Origin of the sequence: Rhodococcus sp. NCIMB 12038 (assembly GCF_002165735.1) — a bacterium.
Lineage (GTDB): Bacteria > Actinomycetota > Actinomycetes > Mycobacteriales > Mycobacteriaceae > Rhodococcus_F.
The window spans coordinates 266,901-293,135 of record NZ_NHML01000011.1; the positions used below are offsets into that span (position 1 = coordinate 266,901).

General features: G+C 66.0%; 23 protein-coding genes and 2 rRNA genes. 24 read left to right on the plus strand and 1 reads right to left on the minus strand.

Going from position 1 to position 26,235, the window contains the following annotated elements; all coding sequences use genetic code 11:
* The first annotated feature begins 74 nt into the window (after positions 1 to 74).
* From argS to CA951_RS19135, 21 genes are all read left to right on the plus strand, one after another.
* Positions 75 to 1,727 carry an arginine--tRNA ligase gene (gene argS, locus CA951_RS19030; RefSeq protein ID WP_087558318.1) on the plus strand — a complete coding sequence of 551 codons (1,653 nt, stop codon included), beginning with the start codon at positions 75 to 77 and terminating at the stop codon, positions 1,725 to 1,727.
* Positions 1,724 to 3,145, plus strand: coding sequence for a diaminopimelate decarboxylase (gene lysA / locus CA951_RS19035; protein WP_087558319.1), 1,422 nt, complete (start codon positions 1,724 to 1,726; stop codon positions 3,143 to 3,145). The genes argS and lysA overlap by 4 nt, the downstream gene beginning before the upstream one ends.
* Positions 3,142 to 4,455: a homoserine dehydrogenase gene (locus CA951_RS19040; protein WP_087558320.1), complete on the plus strand. Its 1,314-nt coding sequence runs from the start codon at positions 3,142 to 3,144 to the stop codon at positions 4,453 to 4,455. The genes lysA and CA951_RS19040 overlap by 4 nt, the downstream gene beginning before the upstream one ends.
* Positions 4,452 to 5,534: a threonine synthase gene (thrC, locus tag CA951_RS19045; RefSeq protein ID WP_087558321.1), complete on the plus strand. Its 1,083-nt coding sequence runs from the start codon at positions 4,452 to 4,454 to the stop codon at positions 5,532 to 5,534. Before CA951_RS19040 ends, thrC begins: the two co-directional genes overlap by 4 nt.
* A gap of 44 nt (positions 5,535 to 5,578) precedes the next feature.
* Positions 5,579 to 6,523, plus strand: a complete 945-nt coding sequence (thrB, locus tag CA951_RS19050; protein ID WP_087558354.1) for a homoserine kinase — start codon at positions 5,579 to 5,581, stop codon at positions 6,521 to 6,523.
* A gap of 328 nt (positions 6,524 to 6,851) precedes the next feature.
* The gene (gene rho / locus CA951_RS19055; protein ID WP_087558322.1) at positions 6,852 to 8,927 is read left to right on the plus strand and encodes a transcription termination factor Rho; all 2,076 of its coding nucleotides are present in this window, start codon (positions 6,852 to 6,854) and stop codon (positions 8,925 to 8,927) included.
* Positions 8,928 to 9,154: 227 nt separating this feature from the next.
* The gene (rpmE, locus tag CA951_RS19060; protein WP_087558323.1) at positions 9,155 to 9,397 is read left to right on the plus strand and encodes a 50S ribosomal protein L31; all 243 of its coding nucleotides are present in this window, start codon (positions 9,155 to 9,157) and stop codon (positions 9,395 to 9,397) included.
* Positions 9,398 to 9,488: 91 nt separating this feature from the next.
* Positions 9,489 to 10,568 carry a peptide chain release factor 1 gene (gene prfA / locus CA951_RS19065; RefSeq protein ID WP_087558324.1) on the plus strand — a complete coding sequence of 360 codons (1,080 nt, stop codon included), beginning with the start codon at positions 9,489 to 9,491 and terminating at the stop codon, positions 10,566 to 10,568.
* Positions 10,569 to 10,622: 54 nt separating this feature from the next.
* Positions 10,623 to 11,552 (plus strand): peptide chain release factor N(5)-glutamine methyltransferase, encoded by a 930-nt coding sequence (gene prmC / locus CA951_RS19070; RefSeq protein WP_072946115.1) that lies wholly within the window; start codon positions 10,623 to 10,625, stop codon positions 11,550 to 11,552.
* A complete protein-coding gene (locus CA951_RS19075) occupies positions 11,549 to 12,205 on the plus strand; it encodes an L-threonylcarbamoyladenylate synthase (RefSeq protein ID WP_087558325.1) in 657 nt (218 codons plus the stop codon). The genes prmC and CA951_RS19075 overlap by 4 nt, the downstream gene beginning before the upstream one ends.
* On the plus strand, positions 12,202 to 13,383 hold the full coding sequence (locus tag CA951_RS19080) for a glycosyltransferase family 4 protein (protein ID WP_087558326.1): 1,182 nt from the start codon (positions 12,202 to 12,204) through the stop codon (positions 13,381 to 13,383). Before CA951_RS19075 ends, CA951_RS19080 begins: the two co-directional genes overlap by 4 nt.
* A gap of 38 nt (positions 13,384 to 13,421) precedes the next feature.
* A complete protein-coding gene (locus tag CA951_RS19085) occupies positions 13,422 to 13,895 on the plus strand; it encodes a hypothetical protein (protein WP_087558327.1) in 474 nt (157 codons plus the stop codon).
* 321 nt (positions 13,896 to 14,216) lie between these two features.
* Positions 14,217 to 15,002 (plus strand): F0F1 ATP synthase subunit A, encoded by a 786-nt coding sequence (gene atpB / locus CA951_RS19095; RefSeq protein WP_371851572.1) that lies wholly within the window; start codon positions 14,217 to 14,219, stop codon positions 15,000 to 15,002.
* Between the two features lie 85 nt (positions 15,003 to 15,087).
* Entirely contained in the window at positions 15,088 to 15,336 is a 249-nt protein-coding gene (locus CA951_RS19100; RefSeq protein WP_012688412.1) for an ATP synthase F0 subunit C, read from the plus strand.
* A gap of 7 nt (positions 15,337 to 15,343) precedes the next feature.
* Positions 15,344 to 15,904 carry a F0F1 ATP synthase subunit B gene (locus CA951_RS19105; RefSeq protein ID WP_087558328.1) on the plus strand — a complete coding sequence of 187 codons (561 nt, stop codon included), beginning with the start codon at positions 15,344 to 15,346 and terminating at the stop codon, positions 15,902 to 15,904.
* A gap of 5 nt (positions 15,905 to 15,909) precedes the next feature.
* Complete coding sequence (locus CA951_RS19110; RefSeq protein ID WP_179220241.1) at positions 15,910 to 16,737, plus strand: F0F1 ATP synthase subunit delta; 828 nt, start codon at positions 15,910 to 15,912, stop codon at positions 16,735 to 16,737.
* Positions 16,738 to 16,799: 62 nt separating this feature from the next.
* Positions 16,800 to 18,443, plus strand: coding sequence for a F0F1 ATP synthase subunit alpha (gene atpA / locus CA951_RS19115; RefSeq protein ID WP_012688409.1), 1,644 nt, complete (start codon positions 16,800 to 16,802; stop codon positions 18,441 to 18,443).
* A 48-nt stretch (positions 18,444 to 18,491) separates the two neighbouring features.
* Positions 18,492 to 19,472: a F0F1 ATP synthase subunit gamma gene (locus CA951_RS19120; protein WP_087558330.1), complete on the plus strand. Its 981-nt coding sequence runs from the start codon at positions 18,492 to 18,494 to the stop codon at positions 19,470 to 19,472.
* A 3-nt stretch (positions 19,473 to 19,475) separates the two neighbouring features.
* On the plus strand, positions 19,476 to 20,927 hold the full coding sequence (atpD, locus tag CA951_RS19125) for a F0F1 ATP synthase subunit beta (protein ID WP_005252960.1): 1,452 nt from the start codon (positions 19,476 to 19,478) through the stop codon (positions 20,925 to 20,927).
* 6 nt (positions 20,928 to 20,933) lie between these two features.
* Positions 20,934 to 21,302, plus strand: coding sequence for a F0F1 ATP synthase subunit epsilon (locus tag CA951_RS19130; RefSeq protein ID WP_007300053.1), 369 nt, complete (start codon positions 20,934 to 20,936; stop codon positions 21,300 to 21,302).
* Positions 21,303 to 21,350: 48 nt separating this feature from the next.
* Complete coding sequence (locus tag CA951_RS19135; RefSeq protein ID WP_087558331.1) at positions 21,351 to 21,773, plus strand: DUF2550 domain-containing protein; 423 nt, start codon at positions 21,351 to 21,353, stop codon at positions 21,771 to 21,773.
* Here CA951_RS19135 and CA951_RS19140 read toward each other — a convergent pair whose 3' ends face one another.
* Positions 21,774 to 22,349 (minus strand): cob(I)yrinic acid a,c-diamide adenosyltransferase, encoded by a 576-nt coding sequence (locus CA951_RS19140; RefSeq protein WP_087558332.1) that lies wholly within the window; start codon positions 22,347 to 22,349, stop codon positions 21,774 to 21,776. It lies immediately after the preceding gene.
* Between the two features lie 54 nt (positions 22,350 to 22,403).
* Between CA951_RS19140 and murA the strand changes: the two genes are divergently transcribed.
* The 3 genes from murA to CA951_RS19155 form a co-directional block, all read left to right on the plus strand.
* A complete protein-coding gene (murA, locus tag CA951_RS19145; protein WP_087558333.1) occupies positions 22,404 to 23,678 on the plus strand; it encodes a UDP-N-acetylglucosamine 1-carboxyvinyltransferase in 1,275 nt (424 codons plus the stop codon).
* Positions 23,679 to 24,291: 613 nt separating this feature from the next.
* Positions 24,292 to 25,810 (plus strand): 16S ribosomal RNA (locus CA951_RS19150).
* Between the two features lie 330 nt (positions 25,811 to 26,140).
* A 23S ribosomal RNA gene (locus CA951_RS19155) occupies positions 26,141 to 26,235 on the plus strand; the annotation flags it as partial.

Sequence of the window (26,235 nt, forward strand, 5' to 3'; positions counted from 1 at the left end):
CTCGCCTGCGGTCGCCGGGACTCGCGGCAAGCCGGATCACCGCTCGGGACGCGTTGGCCATAGGATAGATACCTGTGACTCCAGCTGACCTTGCCGAACTGCTCCGCGGAACCGCCGCGAAAGTGCTCGCCGAACGCGGACTCGACGTGTCCGTACTTCCCGACACTCTCACGGTCGAGCGTCCGCGCAATCCCGAGCACGGCGATTACGCCACCAACGTCGCGATGCAGGTGGCCAAGAAGGTCGGTACCAACCCGCGTGAGCTGGCCGGCTGGCTCGCCGACGCGCTGACCGCGGCCGAGGGTATCGACAGCGCCGACATCGCGGGCCCGGGCTTTCTCAACATCCGCCTGGCCGCCGACGCGCAGGGTGCGATCGTCGCGAAGATCCTCGAGGCTGGTGCCGCGTTCGGGTCCGGCCACACGCTCGACGGCAAGAAGATCAATCTCGAGTTCGTCTCCGCGAACCCCACCGGCCCCATCCACCTCGGCGGAACCCGCTGGGCCGCCGTGGGCGACGCGCTGGGCCGGATCCTGTCCACCCAGGGTGCCGCGGTCACACGTGAGTACTACTTCAACGACCACGGCGCCCAGATCGACCGGTTCTCCCGTTCGCTGATCGCCGCCGCCAAGGGCGAGCCCGCCCCGGAGGACGGATACGCGGGCGCCTACATCGCCGACATCGCCGCCGACGTGCAGCGGCAGCGCCCCGACGTGCTGGACCTGCCTGCGGGGGAGCAGCAGGAGGTCTTCCGCGCCATCGGCGTCGAACTCATGTTCGCGCACATCAAGCGCACCCTGCACGAGTTCGGCGTCGACTTCGACGTCTACTTCCACGAGAACTCGCTGTTCGAGTCCGGCGCGGTGGAGAAGGCCGTCCAGACGCTGAAGGACTCCGGCAACCTCTTCCCGGAGGACGGCGCCTGGTGGCTCAAGAGCACCGACTTCGGCGACGACAAGGACCGGGTCGTCATCAAGAGCGACGGCAACGCGGCGTACATCGCCGGCGACATCGCCTACTTCCAGGACAAGCGCTCCCGCGGCTTCGACCTGTGCATCTACATGCTCGGTGCGGACCACCACGGGTACATCGGCCGGCTGAAGGCGGCCGCGGCCGCGTTCGGCGACGACCCCGACACCGTCGAGGTGCTCATCGGCCAGATGGTGAACCTGGTCCGCGAAGGCGTGGCCGTGAAGATGAGCAAGCGCGCCGGCACCGTCATCACCCTCGACGACCTGGTCGAGGCGATCGGCGTCGACGCGTCGCGGTACGCGATGATCAGGTCGTCGGTGGATTCGAGCATCGACATCGACCTCGAACTGTGGACGAGCACCGGCAACGAGAACCCGGTGTACTACGTGCAGTACGCGCACGCCCGGCTGTCGGCCATCGCCCGCAACGCCGCCGACCTCGGCATCGCCGTCACGGATCCCGACTTCTCGCTGCTGGTCTCGGAGCAGGAGGGCGATCTGATCCGCACCCTCGGCGAGTACCCGCGGGTCGTGACCAGCGCCGCGAATCTGCGTGAGCCGCACCGTATTGCGCGCTATCTCGAGGAGCTGGCCGGCGCCTACCACCGGTTCTACGGTGCCTGCCGCATCCTGCCCCAGGGCGACGAAGAGGTCGGCCCGCTGCACATCGCGCGACTGGCGCTGTGCGACGCGTCCCGTCAGGTCCTGGCCAACGGACTCGCCCTGCTCGGCGTCAGCGCACCGGAGCAGATGTGAGCGCGCACCCCGCCGGTCCCAAGCACGCCGAGCAAGTGCACGCGCCCGGTCTGCCCGAACGTCCCGCCGACGCGGCCGCATTCGCCGCACTCTCTCCCGAGGTGTGGCCCCGCAACGCCCGCCGCGCCGCGGACGGGGTGGTCAGCCTCGCGGGCATCCCGGTCACCGAACTGGCCGAGAAGTACGGCACCCCACTGTTCGTCGTCGACGAGGACGACTTCCGGTCCCGCTGCCGCGACATGGCCCGCGCCTTCGGGCCGACGGCCAAGGTGCACTACGCGTCGAAGGCGTTCCTGTGCGGCGAGATCGCCCGCTGGGTCGCCGACGAGGGCCTGTCCCTGGACGTCGCGTCGGGCGGCGAACTCGCGGTCGCGCTGCACGCCGGATTCCCGGCGGAGCGAATTGCCATGCACGGCAACAACAAGTCGGTCGCCGAGCTGACCGCCGCGATGTCGGCCCGGGTCGGGCACATCGTGCTCGACTCCGCCACGGAGATCGACCGCCTCGACAAGGTGGCCGCCGAAGCCGGTGTGGTGCAGGACGTTCTGATTCGCGTGACCGTCGGAGTCGAGGCGCACACCCACGAGTTCATCTCCACCGCCCACGAGGATCAGAAGTTCGGGTTCTCGCTGGCCGGCGGAAAGGCGATCGACGCGGTCCGGCGGGTCTTCGCCGCCGACAACCTTCGCCTCGTCGGCCTCCACAGCCACATCGGCTCGCAGATCTTCGACGTCGACGGCTTCGAGGTGGCCGCGCACCGCGTGATCGGCCTCCTGCGGGACGTCGTCGCGGAGTTCGGCGTCGAGAAGACCGCCCAGATCTCGATCATCGATCTCGGCGGCGGCATGGGCATCTCCTACGTCCCCACCGACGACCCGCCGCCGGTCGACCAGCTCGCCGCCAAACTCGGCGACATCGTGCGCCACGAGTCGGCGCTCGCCGGTCTGCCCGAGCCGACGCTGGCCGTCGAACCCGGCCGCGCGATCGCCGGACCCGGAACGGTCACGCTGTACGAGGTCGGCACCATCAAGGACGTCACCGTCGGCAGCAACCTCACCCGCCGGTACGTCAGCGTCGACGGCGGAATGAGCGACAACATCCGCACCGCGCTGTACCAGGCGGAGTACGAGGCCAAACTGGTCTCGCGGGTCAGCGACGCGGCGCCGGTGGTGTCCCGCGTCGTCGGCAAGCACTGCGAGTCCGGTGACATCGTTATCCGCGATACCTGGATGCCGGAGGACATCGACGCCGGCGATTTGCTCGCCGTCGCGGCCACCGGTGCATACTGCTATTCGATGTCGAGCAGGTACAACCTGCTCGCCCGCCCTGCCGTGGTGGCTGTGCGCGACGGACAGTCGCGCGTGATCCTCCGGAGGGAAACCGTGGAAGACCTGTTGAGCTTGGAGGTACAAGAGTGACGAGCGAATCGGCGCATCGCGCTATCGGTGTGGCCGTCCTCGGCCTCGGCAACGTCGGGAGCGAGGTCGTGCGCATCCTGCGGGAGCACAGCGAAGACCTCGAGGCTCGCGTCGGCGCCCCGCTGGAACTGCGTGGAGTGGCTGTCCGCCGCCCCGGCAAGGACCGCGGAATTCCCGAGGAGTTGCAGACCACCGACGCGGAGTCCCTCGTGGCCCGCGACGACGTCGACCTGGTCGTCGAGGTGATCGGGGGCATGGATCTGCCCCGCAAGCTGATTCTCTCGGCGCTGAACTCCGGCAAGTCCGTCGTCACCGCCAACAAGGCGCTCCTCGCCGATCACACCGGTGAACTGGCCGAGGCCGCGGAACTGCACAACGTCGACCTCTACTTCGAGGCCGCCGTTGCCGGTGCGATCCCCGTGATCCGCCCGCTCATCCAGTCGCTTGCCGGCGACCGGGTGAACAAGGTCGCCGGAATCGTGAACGGAACCACCAACTTCATCCTGTCGGCGATGGACGAGACCGGTGCGGACTACGCCGCGACCCTCGCCGAGGCCGGACGCCTGGGATACGCCGAGGCAGATCCGACCGCCGACGTGGAGGGCTACGACGCCGCGGCCAAGGCCGCCATCCTCGCGTCGATCGCGTTCCACACCCGGGTCACCGCCGCCGACGTGTACCGCGAGGGGATCTCCAAGATCACCGCGGCCGACCTGACGTCGGCCCGCGCCCTCGACTGCACGATCAAGCTGCTGTCCATCTGCGAGCGGATCACCACCCCCGAGGGCAAGGAGCGGATCTCCGCTCGGGTCTACCCGGCTCTCGTGCCGGTGGAGCACCCGCTGGCCGCGGTCAACGGTGCGTTCAACGCCGTCGTCGTCGAGGCGGAGAACGCCGGACGCCTGATGTTCTACGGTCAGGGCGCCGGCGGCGCCCCCACCGCGTCGGCCGTGATGGGCGACCTGGTGATGGCCGCGCGCAACAAGGTGAACGGTGGCCGCGGACCCCGCGAGTCCAAGTACGCCAAGCTGAAGATCGCGCCGATCGGCGACATCCCCACCCGCTACTACGTCAACATGCAGGTAGCGGACAAGGCCGGGGTCCTGTCGGCGGTGGCTGCCGAATTCTCGCAGCACGGCGTCAGCATCTCCACCGTGCGGCAGGAAGGTGCCGGCGACGGCGCCCGCCTCGTCGTCGTGACCCACGTCGCGACGGATTCTGCCCTGTCGGAAACCGTTGAGGCCCTGAGCAAACTCGAATTCGTCACCGCTGTGACCAGCGTGCTGCGACTGGAAGGCACCGAACAATGACCGGCACCCGTAACCCCGTTCACACCCCCTGGCCGGGGCTGATCGAGGCTTACCGCGACCGCCTCGCCATCGGACCGAACTGGAAGACGGTCACCCTCCGCGAGGGCGGCACCCCGCTGCTGCCCGCCGGGCACCTGTCGGAGATCACCGGTTGCGACGTCTACCTGAAGGTCGAGGGGCTCAACCCCACCGGTTCGTTCAAGGACCGCGGCATGACGATGGCCGTCACCGATGCGCTGGCCCGCGGTCAGCAGGCCGTCCTGTGCGCGTCCACGGGTAACACCTCTGCCTCCGCCGCCGCGTACGCCGCCAAGGCGAAGATGACCTGCGCCGTGCTGGTGCCGCAGGGCAAGATCGCCATGGGCAAGCTCGCGCAGGCCGTCATGCACGGTGCGCGGATCATCCAGGTGCAGGGCAACTTCGACGACTGTCTCGAACTGGCCCGCAAGACCACCGCGGAATTCCCCACGATCGGGCTCGTGAACTCGGTCAACCCGGTCCGCATCGAGGGTCAGAAGACCGCGGCGTTCGAGATCTGCGACGCCCTCGGCAAGGCCCCCGACGTGCACGCCCTCCCGGTCGGCAACGCAGGCAACATCACCGCCTACTGGCGCGGGTACTCCGAGTACTACGCGGACGGGCTCACCAGTGTGAAGCCCCGCATGCTCGGCGTGCAGGCCGCGGGTGCGGCGCCGCTCGTCCTCGGTGCGCCGGTGAAGGACCCGGAGACCATCGCGACCGCGATCCGCATCGGCTCGCCGGCATCCTGGAACGGCGCGGTCACCGCGAAGGAAGAGTCGCACGGCGCGTTCCGGGCCGCCACCGACGACGAGATCCTCGAGGCGTACCGGCTGATCGCCAGGACCGAAGGGGTCTTCGTCGAACCCGCCTCCGCCGCGAGCGTTGCGGGCCTGCTCGCCGCCCGCAAGGAGGGCTGGCTGGACTCCGGGCTGACCGTCGTCTGCACGGTCACCGGTAACGGCCTCAAGGACCCCGACACGGCGCTGGCGGGTATGCCTGAGGTCCAACCGATCCCGGTCGACCCTGTCGCTGTCGCCTCGGCCCTCGAGCTGGCGTAGTGGGGGCGCCCACGCCCACCACGCCGCAGGACCAGACCGCCGCCATGACACAGACCCTCCCAGCGGGCCTCACCGTGACCGCCCGCGTTCCTGCGTCGAGCGCCAATCTCGGCCCGGGTTTCGACACGCTGGGTATCGCGCTCGGGCTGTACGACGAGATCACCGTGACGACCACGGCTTCGGGGCTGAACATCCGGGTCGAGGGCGAGGGCGCCGACGACGTGCCGTGGGGTCCGTCCCATCTCGTGGTCCGGGCGATCGAACGCGGCCTGGAATCGGCCGGGGTGTGGGCCGATGGCCTGGATGTGGTGTGCCGCAACGTGATACCCCATTCGCGGGGTCTGGGATCCTCCGCCTCCGCCGTCGTCGGGGGACTGGCGGCCGCCAATGGTCTGGCGATCAAGCTCGACCCCGAACTCGGGCTGTCGCCCGATCAGCTCGTCCAGCTGTCGTCCGAATTCGAAGGGCATCCCGACAACGCGTCGGCGAGCGTGCTCGGCGGTGCCGTCGTGTCGTGGAGCTGCGCGGGTGAGCAGGCCGACGGAGCCCCCGCGGCCACCGACATCTACTCGGCCGTCGCGCTGAAGGTGCACCCCGCGATCCGGGTCGTCGCGCTGGTTCCGGGGGAGCGTTCGTCGACGGCGCACACGCGGGGTCTGTTGCCGGAGACGGTTCCCCACCGGGACGCCGCGTTCAATGTCAGTCGTGGGGCCCTCGCTGTGGTGGCGCTCACAGAGCGTCCCGACCTTCTCATGGCGGCCACCGAGGACCGGCTGCATCAGACGCAGCGCGCTCCGGCCCTCCCGCTGACGACGCGATGGATCGCCGTCCTCCGGAAGGCGGGTATCGCCGCCACCGTCTCGGGAGCCGGACCGACCGTCCTCGCATTGACCACGGAGCCTTTCCCTGTGGATCTTCGAGCACAGGCCGAGGCCGAGGGGTTGCAGGTTCTCGAACTGGACGTAGCAGACGGCGTCCGGACCAGCTGACACGCCGTAGGGGCGTCTCCTTGCCCCTACGGGCGTTCACAGCTATCCTGGGCAATGTCCGTACATCGTGCGCATCAGACGCCGGTGCTTCACCAGGGCAATTACTCCAGGTCAATCGGGGTTGACGGCTCCTGGCACGATCCTCCGCACTATCTGTCGTGTAGGGATTGCGAGTACGCGCCTGTTTCAAGGGTGATGTGATGGCGGGCAAGCCGGCAGTTCTTCACATGCAACTACGTACGGCACATCCGAATTCGGTATTCGAAACCGAATTACGGGACGAACCCTCGACTCTGCGCAGCGCGAGTGAGGGAAGGAAAGGACCTCCGTGACCGATACGGACCTCATCGCCGCTCCTGTGCGCGCCTCCTCGGTGGATACCGTTGGCGCGCAGGCAGGCGACTCTTCACAGGCGTCATCAGTGACGGCCTCCACAAAGCGCGCCGACGCGCGCCGAGGTGCCGGGCTGTCCGGAATGGTGCTCACCGAGCTCCGCTCTCTCGCAGGTGAGCTGGGCATCAAGGGCATTTCGGGGATGCGCAAGGGTGACCTGATCGCCGCGATCAAGGAGCGTCAGGGCGGCTCTGCAGCCCCGGCCGCTGCCGCGACCGAAACCGCTCCCCGGACTCGGGCGACGCGCGCAAAGCGCGAACAGTCCGCTCAGACCGAACTCGAAGTGACTCCGCAGACGGAGCCCGCCGAGAAGGCCGCCGAGCCCAAGACGGCCGAACCTGCGACGGCCGAGGGCGCAGCCGGCGACACCGACACCGCCGAAGGCGGACGTCGTGGCCGCCAGCGCCGCGGATCCGCGCGTCGGGCAGGCGCTCCCGAGCAGGGTGACCAGGGCGGCAACGCTCAGGACACCGCCTCGGCGACTGCCACAGACACGCAGCAGGCCGAGCGCAAGCAGGCCGAAGACCGTCAGGATTCCGCCGAGAAGCCTGCAAAGCAGGACGGCTCCGGCGAGCAGGGCGGCGACCGCAACCGACGTGAGCGCGGCGGCGACCGTGGCGACACCCGTGGTGATCGCGGCGAGACCCGCAGTGACCGGGGCGAACGCGGTGACCGGGGCGATCGCGACAACCGCGGCGACCGCGGCCAGGGCAACAACGGCCCGCGCACCAACGACAACCGCCCCGGCGACGACGAGGAAGGCGGTCGCGGACGCCGCGGACGTCGCTTCCGCGAACGTCGTCGTGGACGCGACCGCGGTGAAGGCGGCGGCGGCGACGTCCGCGAGACCGAGATCCGCGAGGACGACGTCCTGCAGCCGGTCGCGGGCATCTTGGACGTCCTCGACAACTACGCGTTCGTGCGGACCTCCGGCTACCTGGCCGGACCGAACGACGTCTACGTGTCGATGAACCTGATCCGCAAGAACGGTCTCCGTCGCGGTGACGCCATCACCGGCGCCGTCCGGGTGGGACGCGAGGGCGATCAGGCCAACCAGCGGCAGAAGTTCAACCCGCTGGTCCGCATCGACACCGTCAACGGCGGCGACATCGAAGCGGCCAAGAAGCGCCCCGAGTTCGGCAAGCTCACCCCGCTGTACCCGAATCAGCGGCTGCGGCTGGAGACGACGCCGAACATCCTGACGACGCGTGTCATCGACCTGGTGATGCCGATCGGCAAGGGACAGCGTGCGCTGATCGTGAGTCCGCCGAAGGCCGGTAAGACCAGCGTTCTGCAGGCCATCGCGAACGCCATCGCGACCAACAACCCCGAGTGCTACCTCATGGTCGTGCTGGTCGACGAGCGTCCCGAAGAGGTCACCGACATGCAGCGTTCGGTGAAGGGCGAGGTCATCTCCTCGACCTTCGACCGCCCGCCGGGAGACCACACGTCGGTCGCCGAGCTCGCCATCGAGCGTGCGAAGCGCCTGGTGGAGGCGGGTAAGGACGTCGTCGTCCTGCTCGACTCGATCACCCGCCTCGGCCGTGCGTACAACAACTCGTCGCCGGCGTCGGGACGCATCCTCTCCGGTGGTGTCGACTCGACCGCGCTGTACCCGCCGAAGCGTTTCCTCGGTGCTGCGCGCAACATCGAGAACGGCGGTTCGCTCACGATCATCGCGACGGCCATGGTCGAGACCGGTTCCACCGGCGACACCGTGATCTTCGAGGAGTTCAAGGGCACCGGTAACGCCGAGCTGAAGCTCGACCGCAAGATCGCGGAACGTCGCGTGTTCCCGGCCGTGGACGTGAACCCCTCGGGCACACGTAAGGACGAGCTGCTGCTCAGCCCGGACGAGGCGGCGGTGCTGCACAAGCTTCGGCGCGTGCTCTCCGGACTCGATTCGCACCAGGCCATCGATCTGCTGATCGACCGGCTCAAGAAGAGCAAGAGCAACCTCGAATTCCTCATGCAGGTGTCGAAGACTGCTCCGGGCGCGATCGACGACTGATCATCGACCCGAAGCGGGGCCCGGCGACTTTTGTCGCCGGGCCCCGCTGTTTTCCGCTCCGGAATCACCGTGGAACAAAACGCGGACCACCCGCGTTGACCACACCGCAAGCAGAAATGCCGATTGGGATCGCGAACCTGCGATCTGGCATACTGAGCGGCTGAGTCCGGTTCCGGTTCACGTCTTCGAATGGCGAAGGCGACCCGGCGACCATTGAAAGGGACACCATGAAGTCAGGCATTCACCCCAATTACGTGGCCACCACCGTGGTCTGTGGTTGCGGCAACACCTTCGAGACCCACAGCACCAAGGAGTCCGGGCGTATCAACGTCGAGGTCTGCTCGCAGTGCCACCCGTTCTACACCGGCAAGCAGAAGATCCTCGACACCGGTGGACGTGTCGCCCGCTTCGAGGCTCGCTACGGCAAGCGTGCCGGCAAGGGCGCAGCCAAGGAATCTGCAGAGTCCTAGCTGTTCCGCCGACGCCCGTCCTGCGATAATTGCAGGCCGGGCGTCGGCTTTTTTGTGCCTACTCCCGAACGAACGCAGAGCGGAGCGAATCATGGCAGGGACCACCCAGCCTTCGGCCATCGACGACATCCTGGCCGAACATGCCGGCCTGGAGCAGCAGTTGTCGGACCCGGCCCTGCACAACGACGCTTCCGCGGCCCGCAAGGCGGGCAAGCGATTCGCCGAACTCGCGCCGATCATGGCGACGTACACCAGGCTCAAGTCGGCGCAGGACGATCTGGACGCGGCGCGTGAACTCGCCGCGGACGACTCCAGCTTCGCCGCCGAGGTGCCCGCACTCGAGGAGCAGGTCCTCGAACTGGACAAGGCCCTCACCGATCTGCTGGCCCCCCGCGACCCGCACGACGGTGACGACGTGGTGCTCGAGGTGAAGTCGGGGGAGGGCGGTGAGGAATCCGCGCTGTTCGCCTCCGACCTGGCCCGGATGTACGTCCGGTACGCCGAGCGTCACGGTTGGCGCGTCGAGATCCTCGACGCGACGGTCTCCGACCTCGGTGGATACAAGGACGCGACGCTGTCGATCAAGTCGAAGGGCGATGTGCGTGACGGGGTCTGGGCGCGGCTGAAGTTCGAGGGCGGCGTCCACCGTGTGCAGCGCGTGCCGGTGACGGAATCGCAGGGGCGTGTCCACACGTCCGCCGCCGGTGTCCTCATCTACCCGGAACCGGAAGAGGTGGAGGAGGTGCAGATCGACGAAACCGATCTGCGCATCGACGTCTACCGCTCCTCGGGCAAGGGCGGTCAGGGTGTCAACACCACCGACTCCGCGGTCCGGATCACGCACCTGCCCACCGGCATCGTCGTGACCTGTCAGAACGAACGCTCGCAGCTGCAGAACAAGGCCCGCGCCATGCAGGTGCTCGCCGCCCGGCTGCAGGCCGCGGCGGAGGAGGCCGCGGACGCGGAGGCGTCGGCGGGCAGACAGAGCCAGGTGCGCACCGTCGACCGTTCGGAGCGGATCCGCACATACAACTTCCCGGAGAACCGCATCACCGATCACCGGATCGGGTTCAAGTCCCACAACCTGGATGCGGTCCTGGACGGCGAACTCGACGCCCTCCTCGACGCGCTCGGCAAGTCGGACCGCGAGGCGAGGCTCGCCGCGGAGTAACCGCGAAGGCGGGACCGCGCCACCGGACGCTGGGCCGCGTGGCAGTCTGTACCTGTGAGTCGCCTTCCTCTTCGCCTGGCCCTGATCGACGCAACCGCGCAACTCGACGAGGCCGGGGTGCGTAGCTCCCGTGCGGACGCCGAACTGCTCGCCGCACACCTGCTGGGGGTGGAGCGGACCCGGCTCGGGCTCGTCCCGCTCGTCGACGAGTCGGTGATCGATGCCTACAAGAAGATGGTGGACCAACGGGCCAAGCGGATTCCGTTGCAGTACATCCTCGGTACGGCCGCCATGGGAGACATCGACATCGAGGTCGGCCCCGGCGTTTTCGTGCCGCGCCCGGAGACCGAACTGCTGCTCGGGTGGGCGCTCGCGTTCCTCGGAAGCTGCGATCAGCATCCGCCGGTGGTCCTCGACCTGTGCACCGGTTCGGGCGCGCTCGCGCTGGCGATCGCCAACGCCCGCCCCGACGCCGTCGTGCACGCCGTCGAATTGGAACCGCATGCCCTCGCCTGGGCTCGGCGCAACGCCGACGCCCGCGAACAGGCAGGTGACGCGCCGATCCGGCTGTATCAGGGCGACGTGACCGACCGGACGTTGCTCGCCGGGCTCGAGGGCGGGGTCGACCTGATCGTCGCGAATCCGCCGTACATCCCGGAGGGTGTCGAACTCGAACCCGAGGTAGCCGACCACGATCCGCACAGCGCGCTGTTCGCCGGACCGGACGGTCTGTCCGTCATCAAGCCGATGATCTCGAACGTCGCGCGCTGGCTGCGGATCGGGGGAGCGGTCGGCATCGAGCACGACGACTCGAACGGCTCCGACGTGGCGGCACTGTTCGCGTCCCGCCGCGTGTTCGGCGAGGTCGCGGAGCACCCGGATCTGGCCGGCAAGCCGCGCTTCGTCGTGGCCCGGCGCGTCGCAACGGATATCGAGGCGCAGCGTGCAGGGGCCGACGCCGAGGGTGAAAGAATGAACCGGTGAGTACCGTTTACGACTGTGGCCTTCCCGATTCACGCTCCGCCGGACTGAGTGCCGCCAAGAATGCGCTGAAGGCCGGGCGTCTCGTCGTGCTCCCCACGGACACGCTGTACGGAATCGGCGCGGACGCCTTCGACAGCGAGGCTGTCGCCGCCCTCCTGCGGGCCAAGGGTCGCGGTCGCGACATGCCGGTGCCCGTGCTCGTCGGCTCGTGGAACACGATCGACGGCCTGGTGTACAGCGTGCGCCCGCAGGCGCGCGACCTCATCCGGGCGTTCTGGCCCGGCGGACTGAGTCTCGTTGTGGAACAAGCGCCTTCGCTGGCATGGGATCTCGGCGACACCCGGGGCACGGTCATGCTCCGCATGCCGCTGCACCCGGTCGCCCTCGAACTGCTGCGTGAGGTCGGGCCGCTCGCGGTGTCGAGCGCGAACGTCTCCGGGCGCCCGCCCGCGACGACGGTGGAGGAGGCCCGCGAGCAACTCGGCGGATCGGCGAGCGTGTATCTCGACGGCGGCCGGGCGGAACAGGGGCAGGCATCGACCATCGTCGACCTCACCGGCGCGACGCCGCGGATCCTGCGTGAAGGCGCGGTGCCCACCGGCGATGTCGCCGACGTGCTCGGAGTGACGGCGGAGAGTCTGTCCGCCCAGTGAGTGCTGCCGAATCGGCCGGCACGGTGCTGGCCCAAGCAGGTGGGGGCGCGGGTGTCCCGCTGCGCGAACTCCTGCTCGTCCTCTTCACCGCCGCGGTGGTCACCTACCTCGCCACCGGCGCCGTGCGGCTGTTCGCGCTGCGGTTCGGGGCGGTGGCGGTGCCGCGGGACCGGGACGTCCACGTCACCCCGACGCCTCGCCTCGGCGGGGTCGGTATGTATCTCGGCATGCTCGTCGCGTTGTTGTTCGCGCAACAGCTACCCGCGCTCACCAGGGGATTCGAATTCACCTCCGACATTCCCGCGGCCCTGGTCTCGGGGTTCGTGATCGTGCTGGTGGGCGTGGTCGACGACCGCTGGGGCCTGGACGCGCTCACGAAGTTCGTCGGCCAGGTCACGGCGGCCGGGATCCTCGTCGTGATGGGGGTGAGCTGGTTCATCGTCTACATGCCGTTCGGGGACGGCAGCACGGTCATCCTCGACCAGCTGCAAGCCGGACTCGTCACCGTGGGCGTTGCGGTGGTGATGGTCAACGCCATGAACTTCGTCGACGGCCTCGACGGCCTCGCTGCGGGCCTCGGCCTGATCTCCTCGCTCGCGATCTGCGTGTTCTCGGTCGGACTTCTGCACGATCAGGGCGGCGACGTCAGCGCCTATCCGCCCGCTCTGATCGCCGCCGCGCTGGCAGGTGCGTGTCTCGGTTTCCTTCCGCACAACTTCCAGCCCGCCAAGATCTTCATGGGCGACTCCGGCTCCATGCTGATCGGGCTGATGCTCGCGGCCATCTCCACCAGCGCGTCCGGTCGCATCCCGTTGACCGCGTACGGCACCCGTGACCTGCTCGGTCTGCTCTCGCCGCTGTTGCTGGTCGGCGCCGTCATGTTCATTCCGATCCTCGACCTGTTGCTGGCCATCGTCCGGCGCACCCGCGCCGGGGTGAGCCCATTCAGCCCCGACAAGATGCACCTCCACCACCGGCTCCTCCAGATCGGGCACTCGCACCGCCGCGTCGTGCTGCTCATCTACTTGTGGGTCGGTGTGCTGGCGTTCGGCGCGGTCGGTTCGGCCCTGTTCGACCGTCGCGTCGTCGTGCTCCTGGTGGCGGGCGGGCTCGTCTTCGCGCTGGTCGTGACTGCCGTCCCGTCGATTCGCGGACAGCAGCACGACCGCCGGGGCTGACGGGAGGGTTGCCGCGGACCGGCGAGGATCCACTACCCTTGGCGACCGTGACGTTCACCCCCGCCTCTGCCCCTGATCACACCGCGTCGTTGCGGGCTGCCGTCCGCTACGGAGTTCTCGGTCTGATCGTGCTGGCAGTCGTCGGTTCGATCATCGCGTTTCTCGTCGCGGGCAAGCCCGGCCTGTACGGGGCACTTCTCGGTGCGGCCGTCGGGGGAGGGTTCATCCTGTGCACCGCACTCGGTGTGCTGTTCACCGCGAAGCTTCCGGCCCTGACGGCGGGAGCGGTACTGCTCGGTACGTGGTTGCTGAAGATGATCCTCGCGATCACGGTCCTCGCGATCCTCAAACCGCTCGACTTCTACGACAAGACGGCATTGGTGCTGGTCATGGTGCTTTCGCTGGTCATCGTGCTGGGGGCGGAAACGTTCGGAGTTCTCGGGACCAAGGCGCCGTATGTCGAACCCACGCCGTCGGACGACACAGGATCGTCCGATTCGGACGATAAGTAGTACTACGAGATGTAGTAAAATTGAATCGACCCCGACCCCGTCTACACAACGTCGTAGATGACTTGCTAAGGTCTGGGTCAAGCGAGAGCAATGAGAGTGCGAGTCAGTTACTCGCCGGTATTGCATGCTTGTAGGTGGCCGCACATCCAGGGCCGCCGAGTCGACGAGAGTCGCCGACACCGACAGACGCTGGACTCGAACAGTCCTCAGCAGCTGACGAATACGCGAGTCGAGCTTGTCGACTTGTTTGATCGTCAATGTCCGATCGAACCGCAGTCAACGAAGGCTGCGGACCGACTACGGGAGAGAACGCTGAGCGTCATCAACGTGGCCGCGGAAGAATTCCACGCGCCTTCCCTGAACGACTTCTTCCCGCCCGCGGTCCTGTTCGAAGGGACTCCGTTCGAACTCGACCGCCTGATGCTGGTTCGCATCCTGCTGTCCGCCCTGATGATGCTCTTCTTCGTCATCGCGATGCGCAGCCCGAAGATCATTCCTCGCGGTGTCCAGAACATCGGTGAGATCGCGCTCGACTTCGTCCGGATCAACATCGCGGAAGAGATTCTCGGCAAGGAGCAGGGCAAGCGCTTCCTGCCGGTCATCACGACCATCTTCTTCCTGGTGCTCGCCAGCAACCTCGGCAGCATCATCCCCTTCATCAACATCTCGCCGAACGCGCGAATCGGCATGCCGCTCGTGCTCGCCGCCCTGGCGTACATCGTGTTCAACTACGTCGGCATCAAGAAATACGGCTTCTTCAAGTACGTGAAGAGCAGCATCGTCGTTCCGGGTGTGCCGCTTCCGCTGCACTTCCTGCTCGTGCCGATCGAGTTCATCTCGACGTTCGTCCTCCGGCCGTTCACGCTCATGGTTCGTCTCATGGCCAACATGCTGGCCGGCCACATCCTGCTGGTGCTGTTCTTCAGCGCCACTCAGTACTTCTTCTTCGTCTCCGGTGGGTTCCAGGCCGTGTTCGGTGTGGCCTCGCTTGCCGCCGGCATTGCATTCACCTTCTTCGAACTGCTGGTGATCTTCCTGCAGGCCTACGTCTTCGCGCTGCTCACGTCGGTGTACATCGACCTGGCACTGCACGCGGATTCGCACTGAGCACCACCAAGCTTCACGACCAGCTACACCAAGAACTGAGCCTCGCCGAACACGGTGGAGGTCAACAGAAAGGGAACGAAACACCATGAGCCTCGCGTACCTGGCACAGGAAGCGGTCGAGACCACCACCACGGCGAAGGGCTTCGGAGCCATCGGCTACGGCCTCGCCGCGATCGGCCCCGGCATCGGCGTGGGTATCGTCGTCGGTAAGGCAATCGAGGGCATGGTTCGCCAGCCCGAGATGGCCGGACAGGTTCGTACCACGATGTTCCTCGGTATCGCCTTCACCGAAGCCCTCGCGCTGATCGGCCTCGTCGCCGGCTTCATTTTCTAAGACCGTCATGGCAGCCAACATCGCATTGCTCGCGGCAGAGGAAGAGAGCCACAACCCTCTCCTCCCCGCGACGTATGACATCGTTTGGTCGATCGTCTGCCTGGTCATCGTTGGTTTCGTCTTCTGGAAGTACGTCCTTCCGATGTTCCAGAAGGTCCTTGCCGAGCGAACCGAGCAGATCGACGGCGGCATCAAGCGGGCCGAAGAGGCCCAGGCCGAAGCGAAGGCGGCACTCGAGCAGTACCGCGCCCAGCTGGCCGAAGCTCGCACCGAGGCTGCGCAGATCCGTGAGGACGCGCGCACCCAGGGGCAGCAGATCATCGCCGAAATGAAGGCACAGGCTCAGGAAGAAAGCGACCGCATCGTGGCCGCCGGGAACAACCAGTTGGTTGCCCAGCGTCAGCAGATCGTCGCCGAACTGCGCGGCGATCTCGGCCGCACCGCCGTCGACCTCGCTGAGAAGCTCATCGGTGAGTCCCTCGCCGACGACGTGAAGCGGGCAGGCACGGTCGATCGATTCCTGAACGAGCTCGACTCCATCGGCGCAAATTCCGCAGCAGGGAAGTGAGCACCATGTACGCAGCGAGCCGTGAGGCCTTGACGCAGACCCGTGCTGCGTTGTCTTCGGCCTTGGGATCCGTCTCTGCCGGAGCAGCCACAGCGGCCGCGGCCCAGATCGGGGCCGAGCTGTTCTCGGTCGTCGAGATCCTGGACGAGCAGCGCACTCTCCGGAGCGCGCTGTCGGACACCTCGACGACCGGGAGCGTTCGCGAAGGTCTGGCCCAGCAGGTGTTCGGCGGCAAGGTCTCGGCCGAGACCCTCGCCGTCCTGAAGGCGGCGGTGGGCCAGGACTGGTCCGCCACCTCCGACCTGCTCAACTCGCTGGTGCTCCTCGGTCGGGAATCGCTGCTGAAGGCAGCGGCCGATCAGGGACAGCTCGACGCCGTCGAGGACGAACTCTTCCGCCTCGGCCGCATCGTTGCCGGTGATCCGAAGCTCGAGCAGTCACTGTCCGACCGTTCCGTACCGGCGAAGGGCAAGCGTGACCTGCTCTCCAAGCTGCTGTACGGCAAGGTCACCGCGGTCTCCGAGGCATTGGCGACCCAGGCAGTGGGCCGGTTGAAGAACTCCGCACCCGCGGATGCCTTCGACGCACTGTCGAATCTGGCAGCAGCACAGCGGAAGGCCGTTGTCGCCAAGGTGCGCAGCGCTGCTCCGCTGTCCAGTGAGCAGTCGGATCGGCTGACCGCCACCCTCACCCGTACCTACGGGAAGCCGGTGACGGTTCACGTGGAGGTCGATCCTGAACTCCTCAGCGGCTTGGTCGTCCGGGTGGGCGACGAGGTGATCGACGGCAGCGGAGCGGGACGTCTCGCAGCGTTGCGGAAGTCCCTCAAGTAGTCCGCAACCGAACCCCATACCCCAGATCTTTTCGAAGACCAGACACCGAGAGCAGGAAAAACATGGCGGAGCTGACGATCTCCTCCGACGAGATCCGTAGCGCGATCGAGAACTACACCGCGAGCTACTCCCCGGAGGCCTCCCGCGAAGAGGTCGGCGTCGTGACCGACACCAGCGACGGCATCGCGCACGTCAGTGGCCTGCCTTCGGCGATGGCCAACGAACTGCTGGAGTTTCCCGGCGGAATTCTGGGCGTCGCGCTCAACCTGGATGCCACCGAGATCGGTGCCGTCATCCTGGGCGATTACGAGAACATCCAGGAAGGCCAGGAAGTCAAGCGGACCGGCGACGTGCTGTCGGTACCCGTCGGCGACGCCTTCCTCGGCCGCGTCATCAACCCGCTCGGCCAGCCGATCGACGGCCTGGGCGAGATCGCGAGCGACGAGACCCGCGCCCTCGAGCTGCAGGCTGCCTCGGTGCTCGAGCGTCAGCCCGTCGAGGAGCCGCTGCAGACCGGCATCAAGGCCATCGACGCGATGACCCCGATCGGCCGCGGACAGCGTCAGCTCGTCATCGGCGACCGTAAGACGGGCAAGACCGCCGTCTGCATCGACGCGATCCTGAACCAGAAGGCCAACTGGGAGACCGGCGACGAGAAGCAGCAGGTTCGCTGCATCTACGTCGCGATCGGCCAGAAGGGCTCCACCATCGCGGGCGTCAAGGCTGCTCTCGAGGAGCAGGGCGCGATGGAGTACACCACCATCGTCGCGGCCCCGGCCTCCGACTCCGCCGGTTTCAAGTGGCTCGCGCCCTACACCGGCTCCGCCATCGGTCAGCACTGGATGTACCAGGGCAAGCACGTCCTGGTCGTGTTCGACGACCTGACCAAGCAGGCCGAGGCGTACCGCGCCATCTCGCTGCTGCTGCGTCGCCCGCCGGGACGTGAGGCATACCCCGGTGACGTCTTCTACCTGCACTCCCGCCTGCTGGAGCGTTCGGCCAAGCTGTCCGACGCCCTGGGTGGAGGTTCGCTGACCGCGCTGCCGATCATCGAGACCAAGGCCAACGACGTCTCGGCCTACATCCCGACCAACGTCATCTCCATCACCGACGGTCAGGTGTTCCTCGAGTCGGACCTCTTCAACAAGGGTGTCCGTCCCGCCATCAACGTCGGCATCTCGGTGTCCCGTGTCGGTGGCGCCGCGCAGACCAAGGGCATGAAGAAGGTTTCCGGCTCGCTGCGTCTGGAGCTGGCCCAGTTCCGTGAGCTCGAGGCGTTCTCCGCCTTCGCCTCCGACCTGGACGCCGCCTCGAAGGCACAGCTCGAGCGTGGTGCCCGCCTGGTCGAGCTGCTCAAGCAGGATCAGTACAGCCCGATCCCCGTCGAGGACCAGATCGTGTCGATCTACCTCGCCGGTGAAGGTGTCTTCGACAGCGTGCCCGTCGGCGACGTCCGTCGCTTCGAGGCCGAGCTGCTCGACGAGCTGCACCGCACCGCCTCCGGCGTGTACGAGAGCATCAAGGGCGGCAAGGCCCTCGACGCCGACAACGCCAAGGCGCTGGTCGAGGCCACCGACAAGTTCAAGGAAACCTTCCTCGCGTCCGACGGAAGCCGGGTCGTGAACGAGGCCGAGGCTGAAGCTCTGGACGCCGGCGAGGTCGGCCACGAGCAGATCAACGTCAAGCGCACCACCGTCAGCAAGTGAGCGGCCTGCCCATGATGCTGCGAAACATGAAGGGAGAGTGATCGATCGATGGCAAGCATTCTCGAACTGAGGTCTCGCATCAAGTCGGTCAACTCGACCAAGAAGATCACCAAGGCCCAGGAACTGATCGCCACCTCGCGGATCACGAAGGCACAGTCGCGCGTCGCCGCGGCGAAGCCGTACGCCGAGGAGATCACGAAGGTTCTCTCGGAGCTGGCGAGCGCGTCCGCTTCGCTGGACCACCCGTTGCTCAACGAGCGCACCGATCCCAAGCGTGCGGCCGTCCTGGTCGTCACCAGCGACCGCGGTATGTGCGGCGGATACAACTCCAACGTCCTCAAAGAGGCAGAGGAGCTGTTCCAGCTGCTGCGCAGCGAGGGCAAGGATCCGGTCATCTACGTGCTCGGATCCAAGGGTCTGGGCTACTACACGTTCCGTGGCCGCGATCTGGGAGGTGCGTGGACCGGGTTCTCCCAGGATCCGGGCTACTCCGACGCTGCCAAGGCGAGCCGGCACCTGGTCGACCTGTTCATGGCCGGATCCGGCTCCGAGGTTCCCGCGCCGAACGGCGAGGGCACCATCGAAGGCGTCGACGAGCTGCACATCGTCTACACCCGTTTCGTGTCGATGCTGACCCAGTCTCCCGAGGTTCGCCGGATGGCTCCCCTCGAGGTGATGGTCTCCGAGGAGCACGTCGAACTCGGCGAAGACATGCTGACGAACGGTCACGGGTCCAGCAACTCGGAACCGGTCGCCGGATACAACTTCGAGCCGGAACCCGACAAGCTGCTCGGTGCCCTGCTGCCGAAGTACATCAGCACCCGCATCTACTCCTCGCTGCTGGATGCTGCGGCGTCGGAGTCGGCTGCCCGTCGTACGGCCATGAAGGCCGCGACGGACAACGCAAACGAACTGGTGAACACGTTGAGCCGTCAGGCAAACCAGGCTCGCCAGGCCCAGATCACCCAGGAAATCAGCGAGATCGTCGGCGGCGCGAATGCGCTCGCCTCGAGCGCAGGAAGTGACTAAGCAATGACCGCAGCAGTAACCGAAAACAACGGGGCAGGCTCGGGTTCGTCCGTCGCCGGCCGCGTCGTGCGGGTCATCGGTCCCGTCGTGGACGTTGAATTCCCGCGTGGCGCCATTCCTGAACTGTTCAACGCCCTGCACGCCGAGATCACGCTCCCCTCGGTCGCCAAGACGCTGACCCTCGAGGTCGCACAGCACCTCGGCGACAACCTGGTGCGCACCGTCTCGATGCAGCCCACCGACGGTCTGATCCGCGGCACCTCGGTGTCCGATACGGGCAAGCCGATCTCGGTTCCCGTCGGCGACGTCGTCAAGGGCCACGTCTTCAACGCGCTGGGCGACTGCCTCGACGCTCCCGGTACGGGTCGCGACGGCGAGCAGTGGGGCATCCACCGCAAGCCACCGGCCTTCGACCAGCTCGAGGGCAAGACGGAGATCCTCGAGACCGGCATCAAGGTCATCGACCTCCTCACCCCGTACGTCAAGGGTGGAAAGATCGGTCTGTTCGGTGGTGCCGGTGTCGGCAAGACCGTTCTGATCCAGGAAATGATCACCCGTATCGCCCGCGAGTTCTCCGGAACCTCGGTGTTCGCAGGCGTCGGTGAGCGCACCCGTGAGGGCACCGACCTTCACCTCGAGATGGAAGAGATGGGCGTCCTCCAGGACACCGCCCTTGTCTTCGGCCAGATGGACGAGCCGCCGGGAACGCGTATGCGCGTCGCCCTGTCCGCACTGACCATGGCGGAGTACTTCCGCGATGTCCAGGGCCAGGACGTGCTGCTGTTCATCGACAACATCTTCCGTTTCACCCAGGCCGGTTCCGAGGTGTCGACCCTGCTCGGTCGTATGCCTTCGGCCGTGGGTTACCAGCCGACCCTGGCTGACGAGATGGGTGAGCTGCAGGAGCGGATCACCTCGACGCGAGGCCGCTCCATCACCTCGCTGCAGGCGATCTACGTGCCCGCCGACGACTACACCGACCCGGCGCCGGCCACGACGTTCGCGCACCTCGATGCCACCACCGAGCTGTCGCGTCCGATCTCGCAGATGGGTATCTACCCCGCTGTGGACCCGCTGACCTCCACCTCCCGCATCCTGGAGCCCGGCATCGTCGGTGCCGAGCACTTCCGGGTCGCCAACGAGGTCAAGCGCATCCTGCAGAAGTACAAGGAACTGCAGGACATCATCGCCATCCTCGGTATGGACGAGCTGCAGGAAGAGGACAAGGTGCTCGTCGGCCGTGCCCGTCGCCTGCAGAAGTTCCTCGGCCAGAACTTCATCGTCGCCGAGAAGTTCACCGGTGAGCCCGGCTCCGTGGTGCCGCTCCGCGACACCATCGAGGCGTTCGACCGCATCTGCAAGGGCGAGTTCGATCACCTGCCCGAGCAGGCGTTCAACAGCTGTGGTGGACTCGACGACGTCGAGGCTGCAGCCAAGAAGATCGCCGGGAAGTAGTCGACGATGGCTGAGATGACCGTGGAACTCGTCGCCGTGGAGCGACGGTTGTGGTCTGGTTCGGCGACTCTCGTCAGCGCACAGACGACCGAGGGCGAGATCGGTGTCATGCCTGGGCATGAGCCGGTTCTCGGACAGCTGGTCGAGGGCGGAGTGGTTGCGATCACGACGGCCGACGGTGAGCGTATCGTCGCTGCTGTGCACGGCGGATTCCTGTCCGTGACCGCGAAGACAGTCACGATCCTCGCCGAGTCAGCCGACTTGGCCGAGGACATCGATGTGGAAGCGGCCAAGGCCGTGCTTGCAGAGAGTGGAGACGACCTCGAGGCGATTGCTGTCGCCAAGGGTCGGGTCCGCGCTGTAGAGCGCGCCTAGGCTGCACGAGAAAGACCGCGACGGAGCCGACGAACAGTGACAATCGGAATGACTGTGTTGATCATTCTGGTTGTGCTGCTCGCGGCCTTCGTCGCGGTTTTTCTGTATCGGCTTGCAGTTCTGCGCCGCGGGGGCACCGCGGCGATCCTCCGGGTGACGCCTGCCCCGGGGGACACCGGGTGGCGTCACGGCGTCATCCGCTACGGCGAGGGTTCCCTCGTCTTCTTCAAACTGTCGAGTCTGCGACCCGGCCCCGATTCGCGCATCGAGCGCCAGGGCGTCGAGGTCGCAGGTCGTCGCAGCCCGGAGGGCTCCGAATTCGACATCATGTCCGAGGAGATCATGATCCTGTCGGTCAAGGACCGCGGGAGCTCGTACGAGATCGCATTGGACGGGGGAGCATTGACCGCGTTCCTGTCCTGGGTCGAATCGCGACCGTCCGGCCGATCGGTTCGCGGTCGCCGGCTCTGATCAGGACTTCCCGGCTCCCGGCTTCCACAGGACGTCGCCCTCGGGGTTCGCGAGCCTGCTGACGATGAACAGCAGATCCGACAGCCGGTTGAGGTACTTCGCCGGCAGAGCGTTGGTGGTCTCCGGGTTCGCGTCGACGGCCGCCCACGCGGACCGCTCGGCGCGACGGGTCACCGTCCGCGCCACGTGCAGCAGCGCTCCCAGCGCTGTCCCGCCCGGGAGAATGAACGAGTTCAGCGGTTCCAGGCGTTCGTTCAGTTCGTCGCACCAGCCTTCGAGGCGATCGACGTACTCGCCGGTGATGCGCAGCGGCGGGTACTTCGGTTCCGCTTCCACCGGGGTGGAGAGGTCGGCGCCCGCATCGAACAGGTCGTTCTGGATCTGCCGCAGTATCGACCGGATCTCCTCCGGCGGGTCGCCCAGCGCGACCGCAACCCCGATCGAGGCGTTCGCCTCGTCGCAGTCGGCGTACGCGATCAGCCGCGGATCGTTCTTCGACACACGGGAGAAATCGCTGAGTCCGGTGGTCCCGTCGTCGCCGGTCCGGGTGTAGATCTTGGTGAGGTGTACGGCCATAGCGTTACGGTACCGGCCTCCGGTGTCGGCATCCCTGGCTCTAGGCTGTGTTCTGTGAGCGAACGCTTCCTTGTCACCGGCGGTAGCCGCCTCGTAGGTGAAGTGTCTGTCGGGGGCGCGAAGAACAGCGTTCTCAAGCTGATGGCGGCAGCGCTGTTGGCTGAGGGCACCACAACTGTCACCAATTGTCCGGACATCCTGGATGTTCCCTTGATGGCCGACGTCCTGCGCGGCCTCGGCTGCGAGGTGGACCTCGACGATTCCGTCGTCCGGATCACGACACCCGCCGAACCCAAACATCACGCCGATTTCGCGGCGGTACGTCAGTTCCGCGCGTCCGTGTGTGTTCTCGGACCGCTCGTCGCGCGCTGCCGTCGCGCCGTGGTCGCGCTGCCCGGTGGCGATGCCATCGGTTCGCGGCCCCTCGACATGCATCAGTCGGGGCTGCGGTTGCTTGGTGCGCACAGCACGATCGAGCACGGCTGCGTGGTCGCCCAGGCCGAGGACCTGCACGGTGCGAACATCCGACTCGCGTTCCCGTCGGTCGGGGCGACCGAGAACATCCTGATGGCGGCTGTCCTCGCCAAGGGCGAGACGGTGATCGACAATGCGGCCCGCGAACCCGAGATCGTCGACCTGTGCAACATGCTGATCCAGATGGGCGCGAAGATCCTCGGTGCCGGCACGTCCACGCTGACCATCCAGGGCGTTCCCGCGCTCGAGCCGACCACGCACCGGGTCATCGGCGATCGGATCGTCGCGGCGACGTGGGGGATCGCCGCGTCGATGACCCGCGGCGACGTGCGCGTCCGCGGGGTCAACCCGAAGCACCTCGGCCTGGTGCTCGACAAACTGCGGGTGGCCGGCGCCGAGGTCACGGCCGAGGCAGACGGATTCCGGGTGGTCCAGGAAGCGCGGCCCACCGCCGTCAACTTCGCGACACTGCCCTACCCGGGATTCCCCACCGACCTGCAGCCGATGGCCATCGGGCTCGCGGCGGTCGCGGAGGGAACGTCGATGATCACGGAGAACGTCTTCGAGGCGCGGTTCCGCTTCGTCGAAGAGATGATCCGGTTGGGCGCCGACGCACGGACGGACGGCCATCACGCGGTGATCCGGGGAATCGCCCAGCTGTCGAGTGCGCCGGTGTGGTCCTCGGACATCCGGGCAGGCGCCGGCCTCGTGCTTGCGGGTCTCGTCGCCGATGGGGTGACTGAAGTGCACGACGTCTTCCACATCGACCGCGGGTATCCCCGCTTCGTCGAGATCCTCCAGGAACTCGGTGGCTTCATCGAACGAGTAGACGCAGATCCCGGTTCTTCACGGTGAGTCCGGCGTCACAGCGACCGGTATGAGCGGCAAAGCCCCGGACCCGTAGGGGCACACCAGCTCTGACCAGCGGAATCCGTAACTGTAAACACCGTGACCTGGCGATTTGGCAAGCAGTTTCCCTTCGCGTAACTTATTCCAGGTCAGAGCGACACGGACACCGACCCCGGCCGGAAGGCGGGGGACACGAGGTTGGACGCAGGCGCCTGGTAAATCGGAAGTTCACTACCGTGTATGGTGGTGCTTCAACCCCGGTTTGATCTTGATCAGCGTCACGGCTTGCGCCGGTGAAGCTGGTAGGATAAGATGGAACGGTTGCCCCGGAGCGGCTGGCGAGTGTGTCAGTGGTGATGGTGTGCGCGTGTTCTTTGAGAACTCAACAGTGTGTCGATGAATGTCAGTGCCAAATGTTTTTGGTACTCCACATCACGAATGTTCAACCGCCTCTTGGGGTTTGGTTGNCGTGTGTGGTGTGGGTATTTTGCTGGCTTCCCTTCCTTCTTCCGTCGGATGGGGGGTCAGTGTTTGATTGAAGCTAGTTTGAGTTTTTTTGCTAGTGATTTGACTCGATGTCTATGACTGATTGNCGGTTCTGCCGGCCAATCTAGAGTCTTCAACGGAGAGTTTGATCCTGGCTCAGGACGAACGCTGGCGGCGTGCTTAACACATGCAAGTCGAGCGGTAAGGCCCTTCGGGGTACACGAGCGGCGAACGGGTGAGTAACACGTGGGTGATCTGCCCTGCACTTCGGGATAAGCCTGGGAAACTGGGTCTAATACCGGATATGACCAAAGGCTGCATGGTTTTTGGTGGAAAGGTTTACTGGTGCAGGATGGGCCCGCGGCCTATCAGCTTGTTGGTGGGGTAATGGCCTACCAAGGCGACGACGGGTAGCCGACCTGAGAGGGTGACCGGCCACACTGGGACTGAGACACGGCCCAGACTCCTACGGGAGGCAGCAGTGGGGAATATTGCACAATGGGCGAAAGCCTGATGCAGCGACGCCGCGTGAGGGATGACGGCCTTCGGGTTGTAAACCTCTTTCAGCAGGGACGAAGCGAAAGTGACGGTACCTGCAGAAGAAGCACCGGCCAACTACGTGCCAGCAGCCGCGGTAATACGTAGGGTGCAAGCGTTGTCCGGAATTACTGGGCGTAAAGAGCTCGTAGGCGGTTTGTCGCGTCGTCTGTGAAAACTCGAGGCTCAACCTCGAGCTTGCAGGCGATACGGGCAGACTTGAGTACTGCAGGGGAGACTGGAATTCCTGGTGTAGCGGTGAAATGCGCAGATATCAGGAGGAACACCGGTGGCGAAGGCGGGTCTCTGGGCAGTAACTGACGCTGAGGAGCGAAAGCGTGGGTAGCGAACAGGATTAGATACCCTGGTAGTCCACGCCGTAAACGGTGGGCGCTAGGTGTGGGTTTCCTTCCACGGGATCCGTGCCGTAGCTAACGCATTAAGCGCCCCGCCTGGGGAGTACGGCCGCAAGGCTAAAACTCAAAGGAATTGACGGGGGCCCGCACAAGCGGCGGAGCATGTGGATTAATTCGATGCAACGCGAAGAACCTTACCTGGGTTTGACATATACCGGAAAGCCGTAGAGATACGGCCCCCCTTGTGGTCGGTATACAGGTGGTGCATGGCTGTCGTCAGCTCGTGTCGTGAGATGTTGGGTTAAGTCCCGCAACGAGCGCAACCCTTGTCTTATGTTGCCAGCACGTAATGGTGGGGACTCGTAAGAGACTGCCGGGGTCAACTCGGAGGAAGGTGGGGACGACGTCAAGTCATCATGCCCCTTATGTCCAGGGCTTCACACATGCTACAATGGCCGGTACAGAGGGCTGCGATACCGTGAGGTGGAGCGAATCCCTTAAAGCCGGTCTCAGTTCGGATCGGGGTCTGCAACTCGACCCCGTGAAGTCGGAGTCGCTAGTAATCGCAGATCAGCAACGCTGCGGTGAATACGTTCCCGGGCCTTGTACACACCGCCCGTCACGTCATGAAAGTCGGTAACACCCGAAGCCGGTGGCCTAACCCCTCGTGGGAGGGAGCCGTCGAAGGTGGGATCGGCGATTGGGACGAAGTCGTAACAAGGTAGCCGTACCGGAAGGTGCGGCTGGATCACCTCCTTTCTAAGGAGCACATCTCCAATGCNNNTGNCANNCAGGTGGNNANGNNNTGGCAGAGACNGTTNNGTNCTCNNCAGTNGNACNGCNGACGCTCATGGGTGGAACACTGACAACCNTTCNCNCANNACNGNCGNCCNGANNGNCGGCCGGCGGGNGATATATCGNNGCACTGTTGGGTCCTGAGAGAACACGCAAGTGTTTCCTCTACAGGAAAGTGACGACANACAATTGTGGTGGTCATACCGGCCGGGTTTTTCCCGGTGTTCGGTGGCGACGTGAACATGGTTGGTTGTGTGTTGTTTGAGAACTGCACAGTGGACGCGAGCATCTTTGTTGTAAGTAATGAAGAGCGTACGGTGGATGCCTTGGCACCAGGAGCCGATGAAGGACGTAGGAGGCTGCGATAAGCCTCGGGGAGCTGTCAACCG